Raw genomic sequence first — 21,648 nt, forward strand, 5'->3', positions numbered from 1 at the left:
CAGGAGAGTGAAAATTCATGCAGAAAGAGTTTATTCATTCAAACAAAAATATATGGTGTCATTCTTTACTTCCAGCCGTGCCGTCCCATCGATCACCAGCTGTTCCAGATATGGGCGCAGGTGGCGTTCCTGACGGATGAGCTGGTCGTAGGTACCGATGTGCATTCCGATCAGGCGTCGGCTTTCCTGATAAAATTCATCACGCGTCATTGGTCTCTGCAAAAGCTTTGCCAGCTCTGCGAGACGCAGACGGACAAGATCCATATTTTTGTCCGCCAGTTCCCGGATATTGCCATCAAATGGACCTTTGTGCGATAAAATCCAGTGCTGGTAAGGCAGTTTTGTGATTGCTTCCTTGCTTTCCAGATCCAGACCGACGTGGTCGCAGTATGGAAGCTTGACGTGACGCAGGACATTTTCGGTTAAAAGCGCGTCTCCGGCAAAGCAGACGCCGTCCGGTGTGCCGATGACGATGTGGTCGAGGGAATGCCCCGGCAGATGGTGAACCGGGAAGGTTACGCCGCAGAGTGTCACGGAAGTATCCTCCGGCTGGATGATACAGTCAACCGGGCAGCGCTGCTCGGTGTCGATGGAAATCTTTTCCTCCTCGGAGCGCCCGAAATAATTGGTATACCGTTCCAGCGCCGCCTGGGAGGCGATCAGCCCGGCTTCGCCAAGCGACATAGCCAGTGGAATCTGAAAGGCTTCGCGCAGGCGTTTGCTGTTTCCATGATGGTCGATGTGCGCGTGGGAAACGATCAGCCCCGCCGGGGTCAGCCCGGCGTCTTTCAGAGAGCCGACCAGCTCGTCATATTCCTTTGAGTAACCATTGTCAAACAGGATGCAGCGGGTGTCGTCGATGCGGTAGACGCCGATGGCTGTTTTGCCAAGCAGACAGTCTGTATTTCCAGAAACGTGTATGAGTTCCACGGGAAGGGTCCTCCTTTTATCATGAATAATGCAAAAAGCGACGGCTGAGATATCTCCGCTGTCGCTTTTTAAGAATGCGTCTGATAGGAATCGAACCTACGCCTCAGGCTCCGGAGGCCGGCGCTCTATCCACTGAGCTACAGACGCATTACTTGTATGATACTATAATATTTAGAAAATTGCAAGTTTTTTTTCGGAAATACCGCTTGCCGAGTAACCAAATCACCGCTATAATATTAACAATCGAATAAGTCAGGAGGCGGTCGGGTGGGAGAACCGAAAAAGAAACCGGGACGCAGCCGGAAGAACGGAACGGACTGGGAACTGCGCCGCTATGTGATGCTGCTTGCGGCGGTGATTGTATTGATTCTGATTGGCGCGGTGGCGATGTTTTCCGGGAAAATAACAAACATTCTGGGGAAAAAGGATGGCTTACCGGCAGAAATGGTGGATACAGGTGGATCTGGAATGGTGATTGAGCCGGACACGAAAGAATATATTCAGGACTTTGGCGGATGTATTCTGACAGAGAATGGCGAGCCGGGGATCACAGAGCTGATGAATACTTATTTTCAGGCGGTTTCCGACTGTGATATGGATACGTTTGTGAAGTTGTTTACCTCACAGGATACGAGTGAGGAAGAACACTACCGTCAGGAATTTGAAGAACAGAAGCAGTACATTTCCGGGTACCAGAATGTGAAATGTTATACGACGCCGGGGCTTAGGGACGGCGAGATGGCAGCGTATGTGTATTATGAGATTTTGTATACGGGCGTGGAGACACCGGCACCGAGTCTGGTGCGGATCTATGCGATCCGGGCGGAGGACGGAAGCTGGCAGATCGATGACGGGAAAATGTCCGAAGAGCTGACGCAGTATTTTGAAGAGCTGTCGGTCAATGAGGATGTGCGCCTTCTCAGCAAGCAGACGGATGAAGCAATGGATGCGGCGATGGAGCAGGATGAAGCGCTGAAAGAGCGCGTGGAATTTATGAAACAGGGCGCGTCGTATATGCGGGATGAGACAGAGCCGTCTGCGTCGAATCCTTAAAATGTTTTACTTTGTCTAACTGAATGGAAAAATAAAGAGATTTATAGATAGAAAGAAAAAGAGGCAGAAAGAATGGATGTAAAAGATTTTTATTATGATTTACCACAGGAGCTGATCGCGCAGGATCCGCTGGAAGATCGTTCTTCTTCCCGGCTTTTAGTGCTGGATAAAAAGACGGGCGAGATGCAGCACAAGGTGTTTAAGGATATTGTCAATTATCTTCATCCGGGCGATTGTCTGGTGATCAATGATACGAAGGTTATCCCGGCGCGTCTGATCGGAAGCAAGGAGGGAACGGATGCACATATCGAGATTCTTCTTCTGAAACGTCGTGAGAACGATATCTGGGAGACACTGGTAAAGCCGGGTAAAAAGGCAAAACCGGGAACCGTGATTAATTTTGGCGATGGTTTGTTAAAAGGAACCGTCATTGATGTGGTAGAAGAGGGAAATCGTCTGATTCAGTTCTCCTATGAGGGGATCTTCGAGGAGATTCTTGACCAGCTTGGCCAGATGCCGCTTCCACCGTATATTACACACCGTCTGAAAGATAAAAACCGTTATCAGACCGTTTATGCAGAACATGAGGGATCCGCGGCTGCTCCGACTGCCGGACTTCATTTTACCAAGGAACTGCTGGCACAGATTCAGGAGATGGGAGTGAAGATTGCGCATGTGACACTCCATGTGGGTCTGGGAACCTTCCGACCGGTCAAGGTTTCAAATGTTTTAGATCATCATATGCATTCGGAGTTTTACCGCATCGAAGAAGACGCTGCTAATATGATTAATGAGACGAAGAAAAATGGCGGACGCATTATCTGTGTCGGTACGACAAGCTGCCGGACGCTGGAATCCGCAGCAGCCGAGGACGGCACGATCCGCGCATGCAGCGGCTGGACGGACATTTTCATTTATCCAGGCTACCAGTTCAAGATTCTGGACTGCCTGATCACAAACTTCCACCTGCCGGAGTCCACGCTCGTCATGCTGGTATCCGCACTGGCAGGCAGAGAACATGTGCTCACGGCGTATGAAGAGGCGATCCGGCAGAGATACCGCTTCTTTAGTTTTGGGGATGCGATGTTTATTCAGTAAGCAGGATATGTGTTTAAGAAAGACTCATAGTGAACGTGCTATGGGTCTTTTTATTTCATAGGAAAGTGTACCCTATGAAACATTCTCTATTCTTTCGAAAACTGTTTGAACCCTATGGACGAAAATGTTATAATTTTTATACTTTGGTTGCCGGAATCCTACGGCACAATAAATCGAAATGAGATGAATAAAATGCAAAAAAATCAAAATGATAAATCATACAAGAGATTACAGCCAGGTGAAAAGCAGGAATCCCGGATTCCAACGGAAGGCATTCGTTTAAACCGCTTTTTGAGCGAGGCGGGCATCTGCTCCCGGCGGGAGGCGGATCGGCGGATCGCGGACGGGCGTGTGACGATCGATGGGCGCGTGGCAGAGGTCGGGCAGAAGCTGATGCCGGGACAGCGCGTGGCGTGCGATGGCGTAGCGGTGTCCGGCAAGGATGCGCCGGTGCTTTTAGCGGTCAATAAGCCGCGGGGGATTGTCTGCACGACTTCTGATAAAGATCGGGCAGAAAATATCGTAGAATTTTTAGATTATCCGGTCCGGATTTACCCGATCGGGCGTCTGGACAAGGATTCAGAAGGGCTGCTTCTCATGACGAATGAGGGCGAGCTGGTCAACCGGATTCTAAGGGCTCGTTACGGACATGAAAAGGAATATCTGGTAACGGTGGATAAACCCATTGATAGTGAGTTTGTCCGGAAGATGAGCGCAGGAGTGAAGATTTTAGATACGGTTACCCGTCCTTGTGAGGTGGAAAAGACCGGGAAGACGAGTTTCCGGATCATCCTGACCCAGGGGCTCAACCGCCAGATCCGCCGGATGTGCGAGGCGCTGGGGTACCAGGTGCAGACGTTAAAACGCGTCCGGATGCTGAACATTACGCTGGATGGGCTGAAAACAGGCGAGTACCGGGAAGCGACAGCGGCAGAGAGACAGAAATTAGAAGATATTTTGAACGGAAAGAAGAATGGCTGAGACAATGTTGTCTGGCAGTCAGTGCAGGTTCACATATGAGGTTGCATAGAAATGCTTGAAAACGCATTCAGAGGTAGTTGGAGAGAGCGATGGGAAAGGTGGAGTCAGATAGATGGCAGAGGACAAGACAAAACGGATACGGGAGCTGATTGGGACGCTGCGGGCAGCAGGGCGCGCCTATTATCAGGAGAGCCGGGAGATCATGAGCAACTTTGAGTATGATAAGCTTTATGATGAACTGGTTTCATTGGAGAAAGAGACGGGAATTGTGTTTGCGAACAGCCCGACGCAGAATGTAGGATATGAGGTAGTCAGCGCGCTTCCGAAGGAGCGCCATGAGAAGCCGATGCTTTCGTTAAATAAGACGAAGAGCGTGGAAGAGCTGGCAGACTGGCTCGGCGGGCAGACCGGGCTTTTATCCTGGAAGATGGACGGTCTGACGATCGTCCTGACCTATCAGAATGGAACACTTGTCAAGGCGGTTACGCGTGGAAATGGTGAGATCGGCGAGGTTATCACGGCAAATGCAAAGGCGTTCGTCAATGTGCCGTTAAATATTTCCTACCAGGGTGAGCTTATCCTGCGCGGTGAGGCGATCATCCGGTATTCGGATTTTGAGAAGATCAATGAGCAGATCGAGGATGTCGATGCGAAATATAAGAATCCGCGAAACTTATGCAGCGGTTCGGTGCGTCAGTTAAACAGCGAAATCACAGCGCAGAGGCATGTCCATTTTTATGCGTTCAGCCTTGTAAAGGCGGATGGCATTGATTTCAAAAATTCGCGGAAAGAGCAGTTTGAGTGGCTGAAAACACAGGGGTTTGAGGTCGTAGAGTACCATGAGGTGACAAAAGAGACGCTGCCGGAGACGGTCAAAATGTATTCTGAGGCGATTGCGGAAAATGATACGCCGTCGGATGGACTGGTGCTTTTGTATGATGATATTGCCTACGGCCAGTCGCTGGGGCGGACGGCAAAATTCCCGCGTGATTCGATCGCATTCAAGTGGGCGGATGAGATTCAGGAGACGAAGCTTCTCTATATTGAGTGGAGTGCGTCGAGAACAGGGCTGATTAACCCGGTGGCGGTGTTTGAACCGGTGGAGCTGGAGGGAACGACGGTCAGCCGTGCCAGTGTCCACAACATCAGCATCATGGAGGCGCTGGAACTGGGGGCAGGCGACCGGATTACGGTTTATAAGGCAAATATGATCATTCCGCAGATCGCGGATAATCTGACGCGCAGCGGTGTCCGGGACATTCCGGAGGCATGTCCGGTGTGCGGCGGTCAGACGGAGGTACGCCAGATCAACGATGTAAAGTCACTCTACTGCACGAACCCGGACTGCCAGGCGAAGAAAATCAAGAGTTTTACTCTTTTTACAAGCCGCGATGCGTTAAATATTGCGGGGCTTTCAGAGGCGACGCTGGAGAAATTTATCGGCGTCGGCATGATTCATGAGTATGCGGACATTTTCCATCTGGACCGCCATCAGGAAGAGATCGTCGAGATGGACGGATTCGGGCAGAAATCGTATGACAATCTGATTGCGGCGGCTGAGAAAGCGTCCCACACGACCCTGCCGAGAATGGTGTACGGTCTGGGCGTTGCAGGCATCGGTCTGGCAAATGCCAAGATGATTTGCCGTCATTTTAAAAATGATTTTGAGGCGATGCGCCACGCCACCGTGGAAGAGCTGGTCGAGATTGATGGAATCGGGGAAGTTCTGGCGCAGGCGTGGACGGCATTCTTTTCGGATGGAAAGAATAATGCGATCGTCGATCATCTGCTGGCGGAGCTGACCTTTGAGGCAGGAGACGAAGAAAGCAGCGAGGGTGCAGATGAGGCATTCGCCGGGATGAATTTCGTCATTACCGGTTCGCTGGAACATTTCAAAAACCGGAAAGAGCTGCAGGAGCTGATTGAGCGCCGCGGCGGCAAGGTGACCGGAAGCGTGACGTCCAAGACGAATTATCTGATCAATAATGATGTGGCGTCGTCGTCCTCGAAGAATAAGAAGGCGCGGGAATTGGGGGTGCCGATTCTTTCGGAGGAGGAGTTTTTGAAGCTATAAGAGAGGTGAAAAAGCCGGACGCCAGACAGTGTTTAGCTGGCTTTTTTTTGCAGCTTGTGTTATGATTAGGAATGCTGATATAGTTTTTATTGTAATAGAAATGAATTATATCGGTATATAATAGAATCCTAAAATTCAAACGAATTTTATATAAAAAGGGGATATATAACCATGCCAATTAAAATACAAAAGGATCTTCCTGCTAAGGCAATTTTGGAATCGGAGAATATATTTGTGATGGATGAGGATCGGGCGATGAGCCAGGATATTCGTCCGCTTGAGATTTTGATTCTGAACCTGATGCCGATCAAGGAGGATACGGAGACGCAGCTTCTGCGGGCACTTTCGAATACGCCGCTGCAGGTGGACTGTTCATTCCTGATGCTGGAAACGCACGTTTCGAAAAATACATCGCAGACGCATCTGAATAAGTTTTATGTGACGTTTGACGAGATCCGCCGCAAGCGCTTTGATGGTATGATTATTACCGGTGCGCCGGTGGAGAATATGGAGTTTGAGGAGATCAACTACTGGGACGAGCTGACGAAGATCATGGAGTGGAGCAAGACGCATGTGACCTCGACGTTTCATATCTGCTGGGGCATGCAGGCGGGACTCTATTATCATTATGGAATTCAGAAACATCAGAGAAAGACAAAGCTTTCCGGTATTTACAGACATCGTCTTTTGAACCGGAAGATCCCGCTGGTCCGTAGCCTCGATGATTATTTTTACTGCCCGCATTCCCGTTACACGGAAGACCGGGAAGAGGATATTCTGAAACATCCGGAATTGCAGATTCTGGCGAAATCGGATGAGGCTGGCGTATTTCTGGTGATGAACCAGGATGGAAGCCAGATTTTCGTTCAGGGGCATCCAGAGTATGATCGCATGACGTTAAACAACGAGTACCACCGCGATCTGAAAAAAGGCTTAAATCCGCAGGTACCGTGCAACTATTACCCAGACAACGATCCATTTTCCATGCCGGTGCTGAAATGGAGAAATATGTCCAACACGCTGTACACGAACTGGCTGAATTACTATGTATACCAGATGACGCCGTACGTGCTGAAAGAGGATGAGCAGGAGTAGGAACAGAAATCTGCTATTTATGAGAGTATAAGATATAGAAATAGAGATTTCGATAAAATTGATCGGGGAAAATATCTTCTTCGAACTGGATGGTGGGAGCCGCCGTCGGAGTGGTGCTGCTGGCAGCTGGAATGTTTTTGATTTGGAAGAACCGCAAATAAGGCTGCAGATTAATAAAACGGTAAAAAGATAGATATAATACAGATATGAAAAAATACAGGCAGGGCTGTCGGAATTTTGCACAGTGTGGTTGAAACCATGTGTGGGAAAGATTCTGACAGCCCTGTTTATGCGGATTTTTGTTTTTATTAATTCCAGAAATCGGTTTCTTCTTTCAAGTCAATATCAGCTGCTTTAAAGACCGGATTCTTCCCAGCCTGTTTCTGTGCCCGGTAGTCTTCCAGGCAGCGGAGCGCCGGCTTGGCAATCAGGAAGATAATTGGTACGTTGATGACTGCCATCAGTCCCATCAGAACATCGGCGGTATCCCACACGATGCCGAGACTTGCCACAGAACCGATGAGGACAATCACGATAGCGATCACTCTCTGGGTAATCCGGACGCCCTTGACCGGAGTTTTGCCGCAGAGATAAGCCATGCCGGTTTCAGCAAAATAGTAGTTTCCGAGTAGCGTGGTAAAGGCAAATAAAATCAGGGCAACTGTGATAAATACAACACCTGCGGTGCCGAATACGTTATTCATAGCTGCCTGCACATATGCCATGCCAGCCATGTCTGCACTCGGTGCAACGCCGGAGCAGAGCAGTAAAAATGCGGTTGCAGAGCAGATGACAACAGTATCGATAAATACGGATAATACCTGAACAAGACCCTGTTTGACCGGGTGGCTGACACCCGCGGAACCGGCTGCGGTAGCGGAAGCACCGACACCTGCCTCATTGGAGAACAAGCCTCTCTTGATGCCGAGCATCACAACGGATCCCATGAAGCCGCCGAAGATAGCCTGAATATCAAAAGCCCCTTCAAAAATGCTTGCGAACATACCCGGAATCATGTTTCCGTGGAGAATAATCATCAGCAGGGCAGCTGCAATGTAAAGTCCGCCCATTACCGGAACAAGAATTCCTGTGATTTTAGCGATCTGTTTGCCGCCGCCGCTGATGCAGATGCCGAAGATAACAGCCTGGATGATACCGATGAGAATCGGAGTCAGGCTTGGATTGTAGAAACTGTATACTTTAAAAGAATCTGCCACATTGAAGGATGCAACGAGGTTAAATCCAACCATGTAAGTCAAAATCATGAAAATAGCATAGAGAACACCCAGCCATCTTTTTTTCAGAACGGCTTCAATATAGTAGGAAGGACCGCCGTAGCAACTTCCGTCCTCGGCACGGCGTTTGTAGATCTGTGCCAGCGTACTTTCTACAAATGCGGTTGCACTTCCGAGGATCGCGGTCATCCACATCCAGAAGATAGCGCCCGGACCGCCGAAACAGATGGCGGTAGAAATGCCGGCGATATTTCCGGTGCCGACGCGCGAAGCAGTGGAAACCATCAATGCCTGAAAGGCGGAAATAGACTCATCTTCCTTGTCGGATGGCTCCAGGATAACCCGGATGGATTCAAGTAAGTAACGAAGCTGTACCCCTTTGGTGCGGATGGTAAAATAGATGCCGCCGCCTACCAGCAGGATGATTAACACGTAGCTGTAAAGATAGTTGCTTGCTGTGCCGATTATCTTTGCGTATAAATCTGCCATTTTAAAATACCCCTCTCATACAATTTACATATTGTTTTTGCTATAAAGTGTGCCGCTGCGGATCAAACATATGGAGATGCAGTTCATGTGACATATATTCCAGTACGCATTCTCCAGCGACGCTGTTCCCCTTTTTATCTAACGCCGGTCCGAAGATGCCGATTCCCATCTCGCCGTCTACCACTGATAAGATACCGCCGCCGACGCCGCTTTTGGATGGGATGCCGACCCGGACGGCAAATTCGCCGGAACCATCGTACATACCGCAGGTAAACATGAGTGTTTTGACGATTTTAACTGTCTGGCTGCTTAAAAGCCGTTTTCCCGTGTCTGGATGAATGCCATCGTTGGCGAGAATCAGTCCCAGTCCAGCGAGGCTTTCGGCTGTCACACTGAGAGAACACATTTTGACATAAAAATGCAGGCTGTTTTCTACATCCTTATTTTTTTCAATGTAGCCCTTGCTTTCCAGCAGATAGGCGATTGCCCGGTTGCGGGAAATATGGGACATTTCCGAGTGATAGACCTTTTTATCAAGGTCGATGTCCGGATCCATGCAGAGAGCCCGGATGGTGTCAAGCATGGTGTCAAAACTGATTTCGGAAGCAAGGCAGCTTGCCACCACGATGGCTCCCGCGTTGATCATCGGGTTGTAAGGCGAACTGTCTGTATTTTCCAGTTTCATCAGCGAGTTGAATGGATCGCCGGTCGGCTCCATGCCTACTTTTTTAAATACCTGGTCGAAGCCGCAGATTTCCAGCGCGACTGCAAGGGTGATGATTTTGGAGATACTCTGAATGCTGAATCGGACTTTCGTATCTCCGACGGAAATCCGTTTGCCGTTCCGGCAAAAAACACTGACTCCGAGCTGACTGCCATCTACCTTTCCAAGCTCTGGTATGTAGGTGGCAACTGCACCCTCATGGGTATGTGTTTTTCCCAGTGCAACGGCTTGTTCAAGTACATCTTTCATACTTAAACGCCTCCTGTTTTTTATTCGGTGTTGCTTTCTGATAGTATGGTAGCATGGGGAAGGCAGTTTGTATAATGCGTGTCAGCTTTAAGGGATATGACAAAAAGGTATAACGGGATATATATGTCAGATATGAATAAATATTTATGATGAACGGGGAAGAGGTGCTGAAAAGGATCAAAAAAAACTGCCGGGACGGCTGTGAATGTCCGGCAGCTTTGATGATGTTTTTTTAGAGAAGTTTTTTCTTTAAGTCATAAATAAATTCTTGTACGATCGCCGTCATTGGCGTGTCTTTTCGCATTGCATATCCAAACTCCAGCATAAAACCACAGTTTGGAATCGGAATAGAAGTGGAGTGGTAGGAGGCTTCTTGTTTGGCGAAATCGTGGATGCCGATGCTGTAGCAGTCACTGATCGAGATCATGTACATCAGGGTGGCGCGGCTGGAAAGATAGGTGATTTTCGAGCGCATTTTTTCTGCATCCTGATCCCCTTCGGAGAGAAGTTGGTAAATATAATCATCGCATTGTCCAAGATACCAGAGAAAGCCGTACTCTGCCAGTGTGTGCAGGTTGACCGGTTTCTGTTGCAGCAGAAGCGGATGTTTGCGGGAAATGATAATGTGTGGTTCGATGTTGGCAAGAAAATGGTACTCCAGCCCTTTTGATTCGAGCAGGGCATCCATTTCACGCCGTTTGCGGCTGTCAAAATGAAACACGCCTACATCGACACGCCCGGATACCACATCCTCGATGACTTCGTCTGAATTGCCTTCATACAGTCGATGGGAGAAGGATGGCTGATCGCGGTGACGCAGGACTATTTCACTGAAACTTTCCATGATATGAGAAAAACGTGTCATGGAGACAGCCAGCGGATCAGAAATTTTGATTTGTTCCTTCTTTTTCTGAAACCAGAGCTGTTCCATTTCGTCAATGATTTTTTCGGAATGTGTCAGAAATTCCATTCCTTCAGGCGTTAATGTTACGCCTGAGCGGCTGCGGTTAAAGAGCCTGGCACCGAGATTTTCTTCCAGATCGTGCATGATTTTCCCAAGATACGGCTGGGAAATATAGAGCGCCTGGGCGGCTTTATTGATGGATCCGAGGCGCGCTACCTTGATAAAATATTCTAAATGCCGAAAATTGATATCGTATTTCAAAAAAGTTCCCCCTTTGTAAATCCCCCTGAATGTAATAAGTATAAAATAAAAAAATGTAAATTGCCAGAAAATACCTAAACTTATTGCATTTAAGGGATATAGCAAAATAGCATATAATTTATTGTTTGACTGTACCTGTATGTAAGAGAAGCAGTCCTCCTATATACAGCAGGCAAAGGATACCGGACTGGATGAGGACAGGCGGAAACAGGTGAGGCAGGTAAGGCGCGTTTGGAATAACTTCTAACATCCCAATCGAAACCAGCAGGCAGAATGCCGGTTTTACAATGCCCTGGCTGACTGGCAGGCGGATCGGGACTTCGCAGGCGAGGGCGTGGATGTGGAGAAAGGCGAGCACCAGTTCGCTGATGAGAAGCGCCGCCAGATAGGCGAAAATTCCCCATCGCGGGATGGCGAAAAGGACGAGCGACAGGGTGAGAAGCATGGAAACCGTATGGTGGACGAAGACGGTTCCCGTTTTCCCAAGCCCGTTTAAAATACTTCCCATGGTAGTGGAGAGGTAGAGAAACGGGCAGAGCCAGGATAAAATCTGGATGAAACGTCCGGCATCGGCGTTGTGGTAAAAGGTTTCGCCCAGTGCTGGACCAAAGCGGGTGAAGAGCCCGACGCAGAGAATTCCCATGTACAGGCTGTAGCGGAGTGCCATGGAGATGGTGCGTTCGATTTTGTCCGGCTGATTCTGCGCCTGCGCCTCCGAGACTGCCGGGAGCAGGACGACGGCGAGGGAGTTGGTGATGGCGGATGGAAAGAGGACAAAGGGGAGTGCCATGCCTGTGAGGACTCCGTAAATACTGACCGATTCAACCCGCGAGAGCCCGGAGAGGAGAAGCTGGTTCGGTACAAAGATGGCTTCGAGACTCTGGAGAAAGCTGAGCGTGAGGCGATTCGCCATGAGGGGGAGTGCCATGGTGAGGAGAGGGAGGAGCAGGGGAGTAATAGGTGTGTTTGCATTTGGCAGTATGGCAACGGACTTCGAGCATCCATAAACTAACAGACAGAACACCGCCGAAGCCGCTTCCCCGATCAACAGCCCCCAGACAGCCAGCAGCACCGTGATCGGAATCCTGTTCGTGCGGCAGACATGGACGATCAGCAGGACGGAGAAAATGCGAATGCACTGCTCGACCACCTGTGAAAATGCCGGGACTGCCGTTTTTTTGAGCCCATAATAATACCCGCAGCAGCAGGCATGGATCGCGCAGAAGGGGATCGAGAGGGCGAGTGCGGGCAGAAGCGGCGCACATTCGGGCGCAAGAAGGACGCGCGCGGCGAGAAAATCGGCGAAGGTGTAGATCAAAGAGGTCAGCGGCAGGGCGATCGATAGTGAGAGTGCGAGGCTGACCCGCAAAAAGGCGCGTCCCTTTTCCGGGGAGGCGGCGGTCAGGCGGGAGAGTGAAGTCTGGATTGGACCGGCGCAGAGAGCAAATGCGATGCCATGTATGGGAAAAATCATCTGATATAAACCCAGACCTTCGGCGCCGATCGTCCGGGAGAGAAAGATGCGGTAGAAAAAGCCGAGAATCCGGCAGAAAAATCCGACTGCCGTCAGGAGCAGGGTTCCGGTAATCAAAGGATGAAATCTTCGCATGGCAGATCTCCGGGGAGGGTATGTCAGAAAAGTATATGAAGAAATAGAAAAAAGTAGAAGAAAGCTGGACGATTATAAAATGTTGGGAAGTCTTCTTTTTTAGATCAAGAAACAAACGAATAGAGAAAAAGCAGGGATTTTTTGCGTAAGATACAAAAATTAGCTGTATTTAATACATAAAATAACAGATGGACATTAAGGTGGAACAGGAATATACTAAAAACATCAAAAACAAAAGATTATGATGAAAAATAACAGGTTGGTAGGAAAGAGAGAGGAAGTATGCTGGAGGGAATTGTATTACTTGCATTTATCGCGGCGCTGGCAGGCTGCGTGTTTACCGGCGTATCGGTGCTCTGGGCGCTGGCGGGCGGCTATCTGATCTTCTGTGTGTACGGTTTGATTCGGAAGCACAGCCTTGCGGAACTCGGAAAAATGTCGCTTTCCGGCGTTAAAACCGTCCGCAATATCCTGATGATTTTCGGACTTATTGGCTTTATCACAGCGCTGTGGCGGGCATCCGGCACGATCGCCGTGATCGTGTGCTGGTCGTCGAAGCTGGTGTCGCCGTCGGCATTTCTGGTGATCGCGTTCCTTCTTAACTGTATGGTGTCGATCCTGACCGGAACCTCCTTTGGAACCGGCGCGACGATGGGCGTTATCTGTATGGCGATGGGACGTGCGATGGAGCTTGACCCGTTCTGGATCGGCGGCGCGATTCTTTCTGGCATCTATTTTGGCGACCGCTGTTCACCGGTATCGTCCAGCGCGAATCTTGTCTGTGTGCTGACGAAGACGGATATTTATGAAAATATCCGCGAAATGATAAAGACATCGCTGGTGCCATTTGTGGCTACATGTATTCTCTATTATATAGTGGGACGTTCCATGAGTGCCGGAAACGGACGGATGGATGTGGAAGGGCTGTTTTCCAATCGTTTTGTACTTCATTGGAGCGCGGTAATCCCGGCGGCGATTATCCTGGTGCTGTCTGTGTTCCGGGTGGAGGTCAAGAAAACGATGCTGATCAGCATTGTGTTGGCGGCGTTTCTGAGCGTGGTGCTGCAGGGGCGGACAATCGAAGAAATTTTACAGATGTGCCTGACCGGTTATCAGGCAAGCGATCCGGCGCTCAATGCTATGATGAACGGCGGCGGACTGAAATCAATGATTAAGGTGGCTGCGATTGTGAGCCTGTCCTCCTGTTATGCAGGAATTTTCGAGGGAACTGGGCTCTTGAAGCCGATTCAGGGGAAAATAGAGGCGTTGAGCCGGAAAATTACTCCGTTTGGTGCGACCTTTGCGGTGGCGGCAGTTGCTTCCATGATCGCTTGTAACCAGACGCTTTCGATCATGCTGACCCATCAGCTCTGCAAGGAAGGAAATCCAGATAATAAACGATTTGCAATCGATCTGGAAAATACGGCGGTTGTGCTGGCACCGCTGGTTCCGTGGTCGATCGCCGGAGCCGTTCCTCTGGCAGCCGTCGGTGCTCCGATTGCGAGTGTGGTGGTGGCGTCGTATCTGTACATACTGCCGATCTGGAGTTTTTTGGTTCGTCTCATAAGAAGGTCGTAGGAAAAGGAGGAAGAGCCATATGAATTTACTCGAACTTTGCAACCTACAGGGTTCCTTATTCCTGATGATACTGGCGGGTGCGGTACTGAAACGTCGAGGGATCATCAGCAAGGAAGGCGAAAAATGTCTGACGGATCTCTGCGTGAATATCGTGATTCCCTGCAATATTGTGAAATCGTGCCTGATTTCATTTGATGCTTCGATTTTTAAAACGTGCGGGTTGCTGTTGGCGGTTGGATTTGTCTTGCAGCTTGTCTGTGTGGCACTCAACAAAGTGCTGTTTAAGGAATATTCAGAGCAGCACCGGAAGGTGCTTCAATACTGTACGATCGTTTCCAACGGCGGATTCCTTGGAAACCCGGTTGCGGAAGGCGTATATGGAAGTATGGGACTTCTCTACGCATCCATTTTCCTGATTCCGATGCGCGTTGTCATGTGGTCGGCGGGTACATCCTATTTTGTTGGAGGCGGTTCTGACCGGAAAAAGGTATTGAGAAATGTCCTGACGCACCCGTGTCTGGTCGGTGTCTACATCGGTATGTTCCTGATGGCGACACAGCTGCAGCTTCCGGGCGTGCTGAAATCGACGGTTACCTACATTGGAAACTGTAACTCGGCGCTGACGATGTTTATTATCGGTACGATTCTGACCGATGTGAAACTGCGTGAGATTATTAATCCGACGGCCCTCAAATTCAGTGTGCTCCGTCTGTTCCTTCTTCCGCTTCTAGCATATGGAATCAGCCTGGCGGCCGGATTGGATTCGGTGGCAGCAGGTGTGGCAGTCATCATGACGGGAATGCCAGCCGGTGCAACTGCAGCGATCTTTGCGGCGCGCTATGACAGCGATGCACCGTTTGCAGCGAAAACGGTAGTGCTCACGACGTTGATTTCGATGATTACGATTCCGGCGTGGTGTCTGTTTATAGGATAAAAAGAATAGGTAAGAAGCAACAATAATAGAAAGAATACTAGAAAAATTGAGAAAATAATGTAAATATGGTAAATGAATATAAAAAGACCTGAAAGGTGCGGTAAATGGCTGCTCTTCAGGTCTTTTATATTTTAAAATGAATTAAAGGTTAAGCAAACAGAGGTTGAAAGAATTAGTTTATGATTCTTATTCATTCGTTTCACTCTTTCGTGAAATCCGCGCTTCTTCCAGATAATTATACAGTGTATACTTGGAAATCTGCATCGCGTCGCACAGGAGCAGGCTGGTTTTTGTGATCTTGAAGACGCCTTTCTGGTCAAGATAGTCGAGTGCACGAATCTTTTCTTCCTTGTTCATCAGCATCATCGGTTTTCCGATCATGGACTCTGCCTGATAAATATAGTGCTGTAAAATATCATCGACATTCTTTTTGAGAATAAAGTCGCGGTCAGACATGGCTGCCTGATTTGCGCCATTCGTGCCGTCCGTGCTGCCAGTTCCGGAAAAGGTGCCATCAGAAGCCATTCCGGATGGTGTGCAGCCAGACATGCCATCGATCTGTGCGCCCACAGCTGCCGATACGCCGATGGTGCCCGGGCGTCCGATCAGATTTTGCAGGGCGCTCTGTGCCAGATAGAGATCGCGAACATCCATATTTAAGCAGACAGATCCGATAATTTTGTGATGTTCGTTCTCGATGAGCGTTGTGCAGGACTTAAAAAGCCGGTCTTTCTGGCTGGTATCGAGGGAAATGATCGAATGCTTGAGCGGCTCGATATCATTGCCAAGCTGTGTGATCATGCCGCCGCGCGGGGAACCGCCGACGTCGCGTCCGCTTAGCTGTGAGTTGAATGCGTAGACGATCGTGTGATCGTAGCCTTTGCGGTAATCGTGGACGATGATCTCACAGTTATCTCCGAGAAACTTTTGAAGTCCTTCGAGAAAACGGATGAGAAACTGAAAGTCCATGTAGTTGGAAATTTCCATGAATACCTCCTTTGGGGTGCTCTGTGCCCCGAGTGTGTATTGCAAAATTTTGCGGCTTAAAATAACTCGGGAAATGAAATGTACAGGGATTGTTTTTCTTTTGTCAAAGTTCCTGAAAAAAATTTTATCGCGTTCATTTTGCTGCGTCAATCCTGTTTCTATAGAAAAAAGTTAGTAGATAGGGAACATAAATAAGAGAATGTTCTCCTTTTTTGTTTAAAAATCAAAAATTCAGGTACAAGATAACGGGAAATGAGAGCAAACCTGTTTCTTTCATCATACTCTCAGACAAACTGTTTGTCAATTAACAAACCAAACTGTAAGTTTTTCTTGACAATTTGTCAGTGCATCCCTATAATTGAGAAAAAATCAAACAGACAGTTAGTCAAACAAAAAATAAGTTTGGAAAAATACAAACTGAAAGTGAGGGAGCAGGATGGACAGGGACAGTTATGTATATAAGACACCGGCTTCAAAGCTGGTACAGGTGGCTGCGATTGCGGCGGAATACAAGGGCAGACCGGATATGCTGATGACAGTGATCATCCGGGCGCAGAAGGTTGTGTCGGCATTTTCCAAGGAGGTGGCGTCAGTCATCGCCAGGGAGATGGATATTCCGATGAACAAGGTGTACAGTTTCATCACCTTTTATGCGATGCTGTCGGTAAAACCGAGGGGGCGCTACATTGTCCGGATGTGCAAGAGCGCGCCGTGCCACGTACATGGGGCGCAGGCAGTCGTTCAGGCGCTGGAGGATCAGCTCGGCATCAGCATCGGGGAGACGACCGAGGACGGAAGGTTCACCCTGGAATACTGTCCCTGCCTGGGACTCTGTGAAATATCCCCGGCGATCATGATCAATGAGCACGTGTACGGCAACCTGACGCCGGAATCGGTGCGGGATATTATCAAACAATATATACGGGAGGATGTGGAATAGTATGGAGGAAATGCACGTATTGCTGAAAAACCGCGGCAAGATTAATCCGAGAAGTTCACAGGAGTATGCGGACCGCGGCGGATTTGAAGCGCTGAAAAAAGCACTTTCGATGGACAGTGAAGCGATTATCGATGTGATCCGCGCCTCCGGACTTCGTGGACGCGGCGGTGCGGGATTCCCGACCTATCGCAAGATGGAGTTTACCGCCCACGCATCTGACCCAACGAGATACATCGTCTGTAACGCCGATGAGGGAGAGCCGGGAACGAATAAAGACCGGATTCTTCTCTCGACCGACCCGTGTGCGGTCTTCGAGGGCATGGCGATTGCTGGAAAAGCAGTCGGCGCCCATACCGGATATATTTATCTGAGAGCCGAGTATACATATTTGTTCCCGGTATTAAAAGATGCGCTGGAGGATGCGGAAAAACGCGGATTTTTAGGAAAAAATATGATGGAGAGCGGTTTTGACTTTGAAATCAAGTTCCGCTCCGGTGCGGGTGCTTACGTCTGCGGCGAGGAGACGGCATTGTTTGAGTCCATTGAGGGAAAACGAGGCGAGCCACGTTTCCGTCCGCCGTTTCCAAGCATTCACGGACTCTTTGGAAAACCGACCATGTTAAATAACGTAGAGACGCTGGCGAATATTGCACCGATCCTCTTAAACGGAGCGGAATGGTACCGCAGCATCGGCACAGCGAACAGCCCTGGCACAAAGCTTTTTACGGTCTGTGGAAATGTAGTCCGCAGGGGCGTATTTGAATTTCCGATGGGCGTGAACCTCAAAGATATCATTTATGAAGTGTGCGGCGGCATCGCGGATGGAAAAGGGCTTCTGGGCGTGCAGACCGGTGGTACCTCCGGTGCGATCATCAATGCCGATCAGATCGATATGACTCTGGATATTGATACAGTTTCGGCATCCGGCGGACGTCTTGGCTGCGGTACGATTCTGGTCATCGACGACAGCAACTGTATTGTAGATATTGTGCGAAACAATTTGGACTTCTTCCGCGGCGAGTCATGCGGAAAATGTACACCGTGCCGCGAGGGCGGCCAGCAGCTTTACAACCTGGTAACCCGCATCAGCCGGGGGCTGGCGACTCTGCCGGATCTGGAAAAAATCGATGAGCTGACGGAGACGATGCGCCTGACCGCACTTTGTGGCCTGGGACATTCGACCGCAGTTCCGGTGCAGACGAGTATCCAGAACTTCCGTAAGGAATATCTGGCGCACATCGACCGCGATTACTGCCCGGTCTGCGCTCAGGCAGCCGTGGCGGAAGGAATTTATGAAGCAGAAGAAGATTATAGAAACGATGGAAACAGCCGGATGGGAAGACGGCGTGCAGCAGTCGGTGAACGCGATGTCATGTATGATTCGTATGACGCGTATGCGAGACATCGCAGCCGGGGAACATCCTACGCGGGACGATTTGAGCGGAGAGGAGGAAGAGAAGCATGATGGTACATCTGACAATCGACGGACAGCCGGTAGAGGTGGAGGAAGGAACGACGATCCTCCAGGCGGCGAAGAAAGCCTGTATCCACATTCCGACTCTCTGCTATCATGAGGATTTGAGCATCAAGGCGGTCTGCCGTATCTGTGTGGTTGAGGTAGAAGGACAGAGACTTCTTCCGACCGCGTGCAGTACACCGGTTTCGGAGGGAATGGTCGTGCAGACGGCATCCCCGAAGGTACTGAAAGCGAGAAGAAATATTCTGGAACTGATTTTTGCGAGACATCCGCAGGAATGTCTTGTATGTCCGAAGGATGGAAAATGCGATCTGCAGAAGGTAGCGCAGGATGTTGGTATGCATCTGGACATCCGCTATGACAAGCAGCTCCGCCATCAGAAGGAGGACTGGAGTTCCCCGGCCATCATGCGGAATCCGCAGAAATGTATTCTGTGCGGGCGTTGTATGGAGGTCTGCAATGAGATTCAGGGAATCAACGTCCTTTCGAAGGAAAACCGTGGATTCCATACGCTGATCGCCCCGGCCTATGGGGAAAAACTGGCTGATACCAACTGTATTAACTGCGGCCAGTGCGTGCAGGTGTGTCCGACCGGCGCATTGACGGTGCATTATCATACCTACGGATTATATCGCCAGAAAGAATTAGGCAAAAAACTGATTATTCAGGTGGCTCCGTCCGTCCGCATTACGCTGGCGGAGGCACTGGGCGAACAGCCGGGCGTTGTCAGCACAGGACGTCTGGTGTCGGCTCTCAAGCGCCTGGGATTTTACAAGGTATTCGATTCCGATTTCTCTGCCGATCTGACGATCATGGAGGAAGGAACCGAGCTTTTGAACCGCCTGCAGAACGGCGGAACCCTGCCGATGATCACCTCCTGCTGTCCGGCGTGGGTCAAATATTGTGAAACCTATGCACCGGAGTATACAAAGCATTTATCGACGGCGAAATCTCCGCAGCAGATGTTCGGCGCGCTGATTAAAACCTGGTTTGCAAAGCGCGAGGGAATCGATCCGGGTGATATCTGCAGCGTTTCGGTTATGCCATGTACAGCAAAGAAATTTGAGTGTACCCGTCCGGAAATGAAGGACAGCGGCTACCAGGATGTGGATATTTCCATCACGGTTCAGGAACTGGCTGCCTTGATCCGTGCCGGTGGAATCGATTTTGCCGAGCTTCCGGATACACCGTTTGACGATCCATTTGGCGAAGGAAGCGGCGCGGGACTTATTTTCGGTGCGACTGGCGGCGTCATGGAGGCGGCACTCCGCACCGTCTACGCGGTGGTAACCGGCAAAGAGATGGAACATCTCGACTATACACCGGTCCGCGGCTTCGAGGGAATCAAGGAATCACAGGTTGATTTGAACGGCAGAGTCATCAAGGTAGCGGTGGCACATGGCATTAAAAATGCGAAAGTTTTGCTGGAAAAGGTAAAAAACGGAACCGCCGATTATCAGTTTATCGAGATCATGGCATGTCCGGGCGGCTGCATCGGCGGCGGTGGAAATCCGCCTAAGACATGGTCGATCATGGAGAAGCGGAAGAAAGCCATCTATGAGGCAGAGGCAGAGCTTCCGGTCAGACAGTCGCACAAGAACCCGGCGATCCAGAAAATTTATGAGACGTATCTGGGAGAACCGTGCGGGGAGCTGTCACATAAGCTGCTGCATACAGAGTACTGCAACCGGCAGGATCTGTTGCAATAAATTATTTTATTCCAACCATCATTTTCTTAAAAACAAGGTGAAAACCTGAGAACGGCTTCCAGTGCTGCCGCTCTCAGGTTTTTCACGTCCCACTACGGCTCCTCCCAGGTTTCAATCCTCGTCTTACGGTTCAAAATCCCTTTCTCCCATATCATTAAATGCATCTTAAATTCAATCGAATCCTGCGCTGTCGTAAAGGGTTCTTCACGTAGCAGTTCGGAGCGGATGCCGCGCTTTTCAAGCTCTTTCTGCCTTTTTTTGGCAAGAAGTTCGAGAGCCAGGTGACGGGTCTGCTGGGCTTTTCCGAAGGTGCGGGACGGGTAGGCGGAAGAGGCTTTTTGAAGCTTTCGGGTCAGGAGATCGACTGTCTTGGCATGGGCGTTCCGGTGCAGGAGGCGGGCAATCTGACGGGCGCGGCGCTTGGTGGGGTGCTGCTCATAGTCTTTCAGGCGATGTAGCAGTTTTGGATCACCGGCTTCGACGGCGATGGATTGGAAGACGCGCGAAGCGTCTTCGGAGAGATGCCAGGGATTTTCACGGATGACGCGGTATTTTTCCGGGACCGTCGGGTAGCAGCAGACGTTTAGCGGAGGAAATTCCGCGAGGGAGGCAAGCTCCCGCTCGTTTGCGTTGCAGGAGTTTTCCCCCAGATAGTCGAGTTTGTCGCGCAGGATGGCGATGCGGTATTCGAGCTGGCGGAGGTATTCGTAGCCTTTCATCCAGAAGTGCCCGATCTGACTGTAGTCATAGTAGTGATTTTCGAGAGTCAGATCTTCGAAAAAGAGTGTGACAACCGAGTCTCCCTGATGGACGATCAGGGCGTAGCGTTCGTTTTCATCCTGGGTTAAGAGGGCATCGAGTTCGCCCTCGTATGCCGGATCGTAGGTACCGGTCAGGCGGGCGTTGTGGAAGAGAAGGAAACTTTCGACTGCATCATTCATCAGGTAAACCAGGCGGATCGTGTCGGGAGCAGAAGTGCCGTTTTCCGGGAGAATAAGTTCGAACTGGTTTTCGGATAATAGTAATTCTAACATGGAAAAGGGATCCATTTTATAAAACTCCTTAATGTATAAAAATCAAAATGTTTTCCGACACAGGCAGAAAAACGGAGCCAGTGACTATCGTATTCTCAATACAGGAAAACATAGAACAATCATGGTAATTATAAGAGAAATAAGAAGAGGATGCAAGAGAAGAGCAATGCTGCTGCCGGATTGTACAAAATTTTCAGCTCAGAAAAATTTTTCCAGTGAATCGTAACATTTTCTATGTTTCACAAAAAAAGATAGTAAAACCGCGCGATTCGTGTTAATATAAGAAA

General features: G+C 49.6%; 17 protein-coding genes and 1 tRNA gene. 10 read left to right on the plus strand and 8 right to left on the minus strand.

The features are described from left to right. Positions 1-30 precede the first annotated feature (30 nt). Together DW739_RS09580 and DW739_RS09585 are read right to left on the minus strand one after the other, a co-directional pair. Complete coding sequence (locus DW739_RS09580) at positions 31-930, minus strand: MBL fold metallo-hydrolase (RefSeq protein WP_182427971.1); 900 nt, start codon at positions 928-930, stop codon at positions 31-33. Positions 931-1,005: 75 nt separating this feature from the next. Continuing rightward, positions 1,006-1,077, minus strand: a tRNA-Arg gene (locus DW739_RS09585). A 120-nt stretch (positions 1,078-1,197) separates the two neighbouring features. Between DW739_RS09585 and DW739_RS09590 the strand changes: the two genes are divergently transcribed. The 5 genes from DW739_RS09590 to metA all read left to right on the plus strand — a co-directional run bounded on the left by DW739_RS09590 (position 1,198) and on the right by metA (position 7,231). Next, positions 1,198-1,983 (plus strand): hypothetical protein, encoded by a 786-nt coding sequence (locus DW739_RS09590; RefSeq protein WP_118494285.1) that lies wholly within the window; start codon positions 1,198-1,200, stop codon positions 1,981-1,983. Positions 1,984-2,055: 72 nt separating this feature from the next. Next, entirely contained in the window at positions 2,056-3,081 is a 1,026-nt protein-coding gene (gene queA, locus DW739_RS09595; protein WP_107001497.1) for a tRNA preQ1(34) S-adenosylmethionine ribosyltransferase-isomerase QueA, read from the plus strand. Between the two features lie 192 nt (positions 3,082-3,273). Next, positions 3,274-4,062, plus strand: coding sequence for a pseudouridine synthase (locus tag DW739_RS09600; protein ID WP_118742964.1), 789 nt, complete (start codon positions 3,274-3,276; stop codon positions 4,060-4,062). 112 nt (positions 4,063-4,174) lie between these two features. Then, a complete protein-coding gene (gene ligA / locus DW739_RS09605; protein WP_118742965.1) occupies positions 4,175-6,136 on the plus strand; it encodes an NAD-dependent DNA ligase LigA in 1,962 nt (653 codons plus the stop codon). Positions 6,137-6,307: 171 nt separating this feature from the next. Beyond that, the gene (gene metA / locus DW739_RS09610) at positions 6,308-7,231 is read left to right on the plus strand and encodes a homoserine O-succinyltransferase (protein WP_118652781.1); all 924 of its coding nucleotides are present in this window, start codon (positions 6,308-6,310) and stop codon (positions 7,229-7,231) included. A gap of 308 nt (positions 7,232-7,539) precedes the next feature. Here metA and DW739_RS09620 read toward each other — a convergent pair whose 3' ends face one another. From DW739_RS09620 to DW739_RS09635, 4 genes are all read right to left on the minus strand, one after another. Further along, positions 7,540-8,955 carry an alanine/glycine:cation symporter family protein gene (locus DW739_RS09620; RefSeq protein WP_118742966.1) on the minus strand — a complete coding sequence of 472 codons (1,416 nt, stop codon included), beginning with the start codon at positions 8,953-8,955 and terminating at the stop codon, positions 7,540-7,542. Between the two features lie 40 nt (positions 8,956-8,995). After that, entirely contained in the window at positions 8,996-9,928 is a 933-nt protein-coding gene (glsA, locus tag DW739_RS09625) for a glutaminase A (protein ID WP_118652785.1), read from the minus strand. 232 nt (positions 9,929-10,160) lie between these two features. Further along, entirely contained in the window at positions 10,161-11,093 is a 933-nt protein-coding gene (locus DW739_RS09630) for a LysR family transcriptional regulator (protein ID WP_118481986.1), read from the minus strand. 118 nt (positions 11,094-11,211) lie between these two features. Then, a complete protein-coding gene (locus tag DW739_RS09635) occupies positions 11,212-12,702 on the minus strand; it encodes a polysaccharide biosynthesis protein (RefSeq protein WP_118742967.1) in 1,491 nt (496 codons plus the stop codon). Between the two features lie 282 nt (positions 12,703-12,984). Between DW739_RS09635 and DW739_RS09640 the strand changes: the two genes are divergently transcribed. Together DW739_RS09640 and DW739_RS09645 are read left to right on the plus strand one after the other, a co-directional pair. Next, positions 12,985-14,280 carry a Na+/H+ antiporter NhaC family protein gene (locus tag DW739_RS09640; protein WP_118742968.1) on the plus strand — a complete coding sequence of 432 codons (1,296 nt, stop codon included), beginning with the start codon at positions 12,985-12,987 and terminating at the stop codon, positions 14,278-14,280. A 19-nt stretch (positions 14,281-14,299) separates the two neighbouring features. Next, a complete protein-coding gene (locus tag DW739_RS09645) occupies positions 14,300-15,214 on the plus strand; it encodes an AEC family transporter (protein WP_117796001.1) in 915 nt (304 codons plus the stop codon). 186 nt (positions 15,215-15,400) lie between these two features. Here the strand turns inward: DW739_RS09645 and DW739_RS09650 are convergent, their stop codons facing one another. Then, on the minus strand, positions 15,401-16,201 hold the full coding sequence (locus DW739_RS09650) for a helix-turn-helix transcriptional regulator (RefSeq protein WP_118467018.1): 801 nt from the start codon (positions 16,199-16,201) through the stop codon (positions 15,401-15,403). 436 nt (positions 16,202-16,637) lie between these two features. Here DW739_RS09650 and DW739_RS09655 point away from each other — a divergent pair, with 436 nt between their 5' ends. From DW739_RS09655 to DW739_RS09665, 3 genes are read left to right on the plus strand one after another with little or no spacing between them, the layout of a single operon-like run. Further along, complete coding sequence (locus DW739_RS09655) at positions 16,638-17,141, plus strand: NAD(P)H-dependent oxidoreductase subunit E (RefSeq protein WP_107001275.1); 504 nt, start codon at positions 16,638-16,640, stop codon at positions 17,139-17,141. 1 nt (position 17,142) lies between these two features. Continuing rightward, entirely contained in the window at positions 17,143-18,606 is a 1,464-nt protein-coding gene (gene nuoF / locus DW739_RS09660; RefSeq protein ID WP_181986212.1) for an NADH-quinone oxidoreductase subunit NuoF, read from the plus strand. Then, a complete protein-coding gene (locus tag DW739_RS09665) occupies positions 18,603-20,327 on the plus strand; it encodes an NADH-dependent [FeFe] hydrogenase, group A6 (RefSeq protein WP_333490944.1) in 1,725 nt (574 codons plus the stop codon). Before nuoF ends, DW739_RS09665 begins: the two co-directional genes overlap by 4 nt. A gap of 92 nt (positions 20,328-20,419) precedes the next feature. Here DW739_RS09665 and DW739_RS09670 read toward each other — a convergent pair whose 3' ends face one another. Further along, positions 20,420-21,376 (minus strand): DUF3878 family protein, encoded by a 957-nt coding sequence (locus DW739_RS09670; RefSeq protein WP_118742969.1) that lies wholly within the window; start codon positions 21,374-21,376, stop codon positions 20,420-20,422. Positions 21,377-21,648 lie beyond the last annotated feature (272 nt).

This window comes from Clostridium sp. AM28-20LB, assembly GCF_003480665.1.
GTDB lineage: Bacteria > Bacillota > Clostridia > Lachnospirales > Lachnospiraceae > Otoolea > Otoolea fessa.

Excerpts from the sequence above, each read along its gene's own strand:
- queA (WP_107001497.1), top strand. The coding sequence starts at position 2,056 with ATGGATGTAAAAGATTTTTATTATGATTTACCACAGGAGCTGATCGCG.
- DW739_RS09600 (WP_118742964.1), top strand. The coding sequence starts at position 3,274 with ATGCAAAAAAATCAAAATGATAAATCATACAAGAGATTACAGCCAGGT.
- ligA (WP_118742965.1), top strand. The coding sequence starts at position 4,175 with ATGGCAGAGGACAAGACAAAACGGATACGGGAGCTGATTGGGACGCTG.
- metA (WP_118652781.1), top strand. The coding sequence starts at position 6,308 with ATGCCAATTAAAATACAAAAGGATCTTCCTGCTAAGGCAATTTTGGAA.
- DW739_RS09620 (WP_118742966.1), bottom strand. The coding sequence starts at position 8,955 with ATGGCAGATTTATACGCAAAGATAATCGGCACAGCAAGCAACTATCTT.
- glsA (WP_118652785.1), bottom strand. The coding sequence starts at position 9,928 with ATGAAAGATGTACTTGAACAAGCCGTTGCACTGGGAAAAACACATACC.
- DW739_RS09635 (WP_118742967.1), bottom strand. The coding sequence starts at position 12,702 with ATGCGAAGATTTCATCCTTTGATTACCGGAACCCTGCTCCTGACGGCA.
- DW739_RS09640 (WP_118742968.1), top strand. The coding sequence starts at position 12,985 with ATGCTGGAGGGAATTGTATTACTTGCATTTATCGCGGCGCTGGCAGGC.
- DW739_RS09645 (WP_117796001.1), top strand. The coding sequence starts at position 14,300 with ATGAATTTACTCGAACTTTGCAACCTACAGGGTTCCTTATTCCTGATG.
- DW739_RS09650 (WP_118467018.1), bottom strand. The coding sequence starts at position 16,201 with ATGGAAATTTCCAACTACATGGACTTTCAGTTTCTCATCCGTTTTCTC.
- DW739_RS09655 (WP_107001275.1), top strand. The coding sequence starts at position 16,638 with ATGGACAGGGACAGTTATGTATATAAGACACCGGCTTCAAAGCTGGTA.
- nuoF (WP_181986212.1), top strand. The coding sequence starts at position 17,143 with ATGGAGGAAATGCACGTATTGCTGAAAAACCGCGGCAAGATTAATCCG.
- DW739_RS09665 (WP_333490944.1), top strand. The coding sequence starts at position 18,603 with ATGATGGTACATCTGACAATCGACGGACAGCCGGTAGAGGTGGAGGAA.
- DW739_RS09670 (WP_118742969.1), bottom strand. The coding sequence starts at position 21,376 with ATGGATCCCTTTTCCATGTTAGAATTACTATTATCCGAAAACCAGTTC.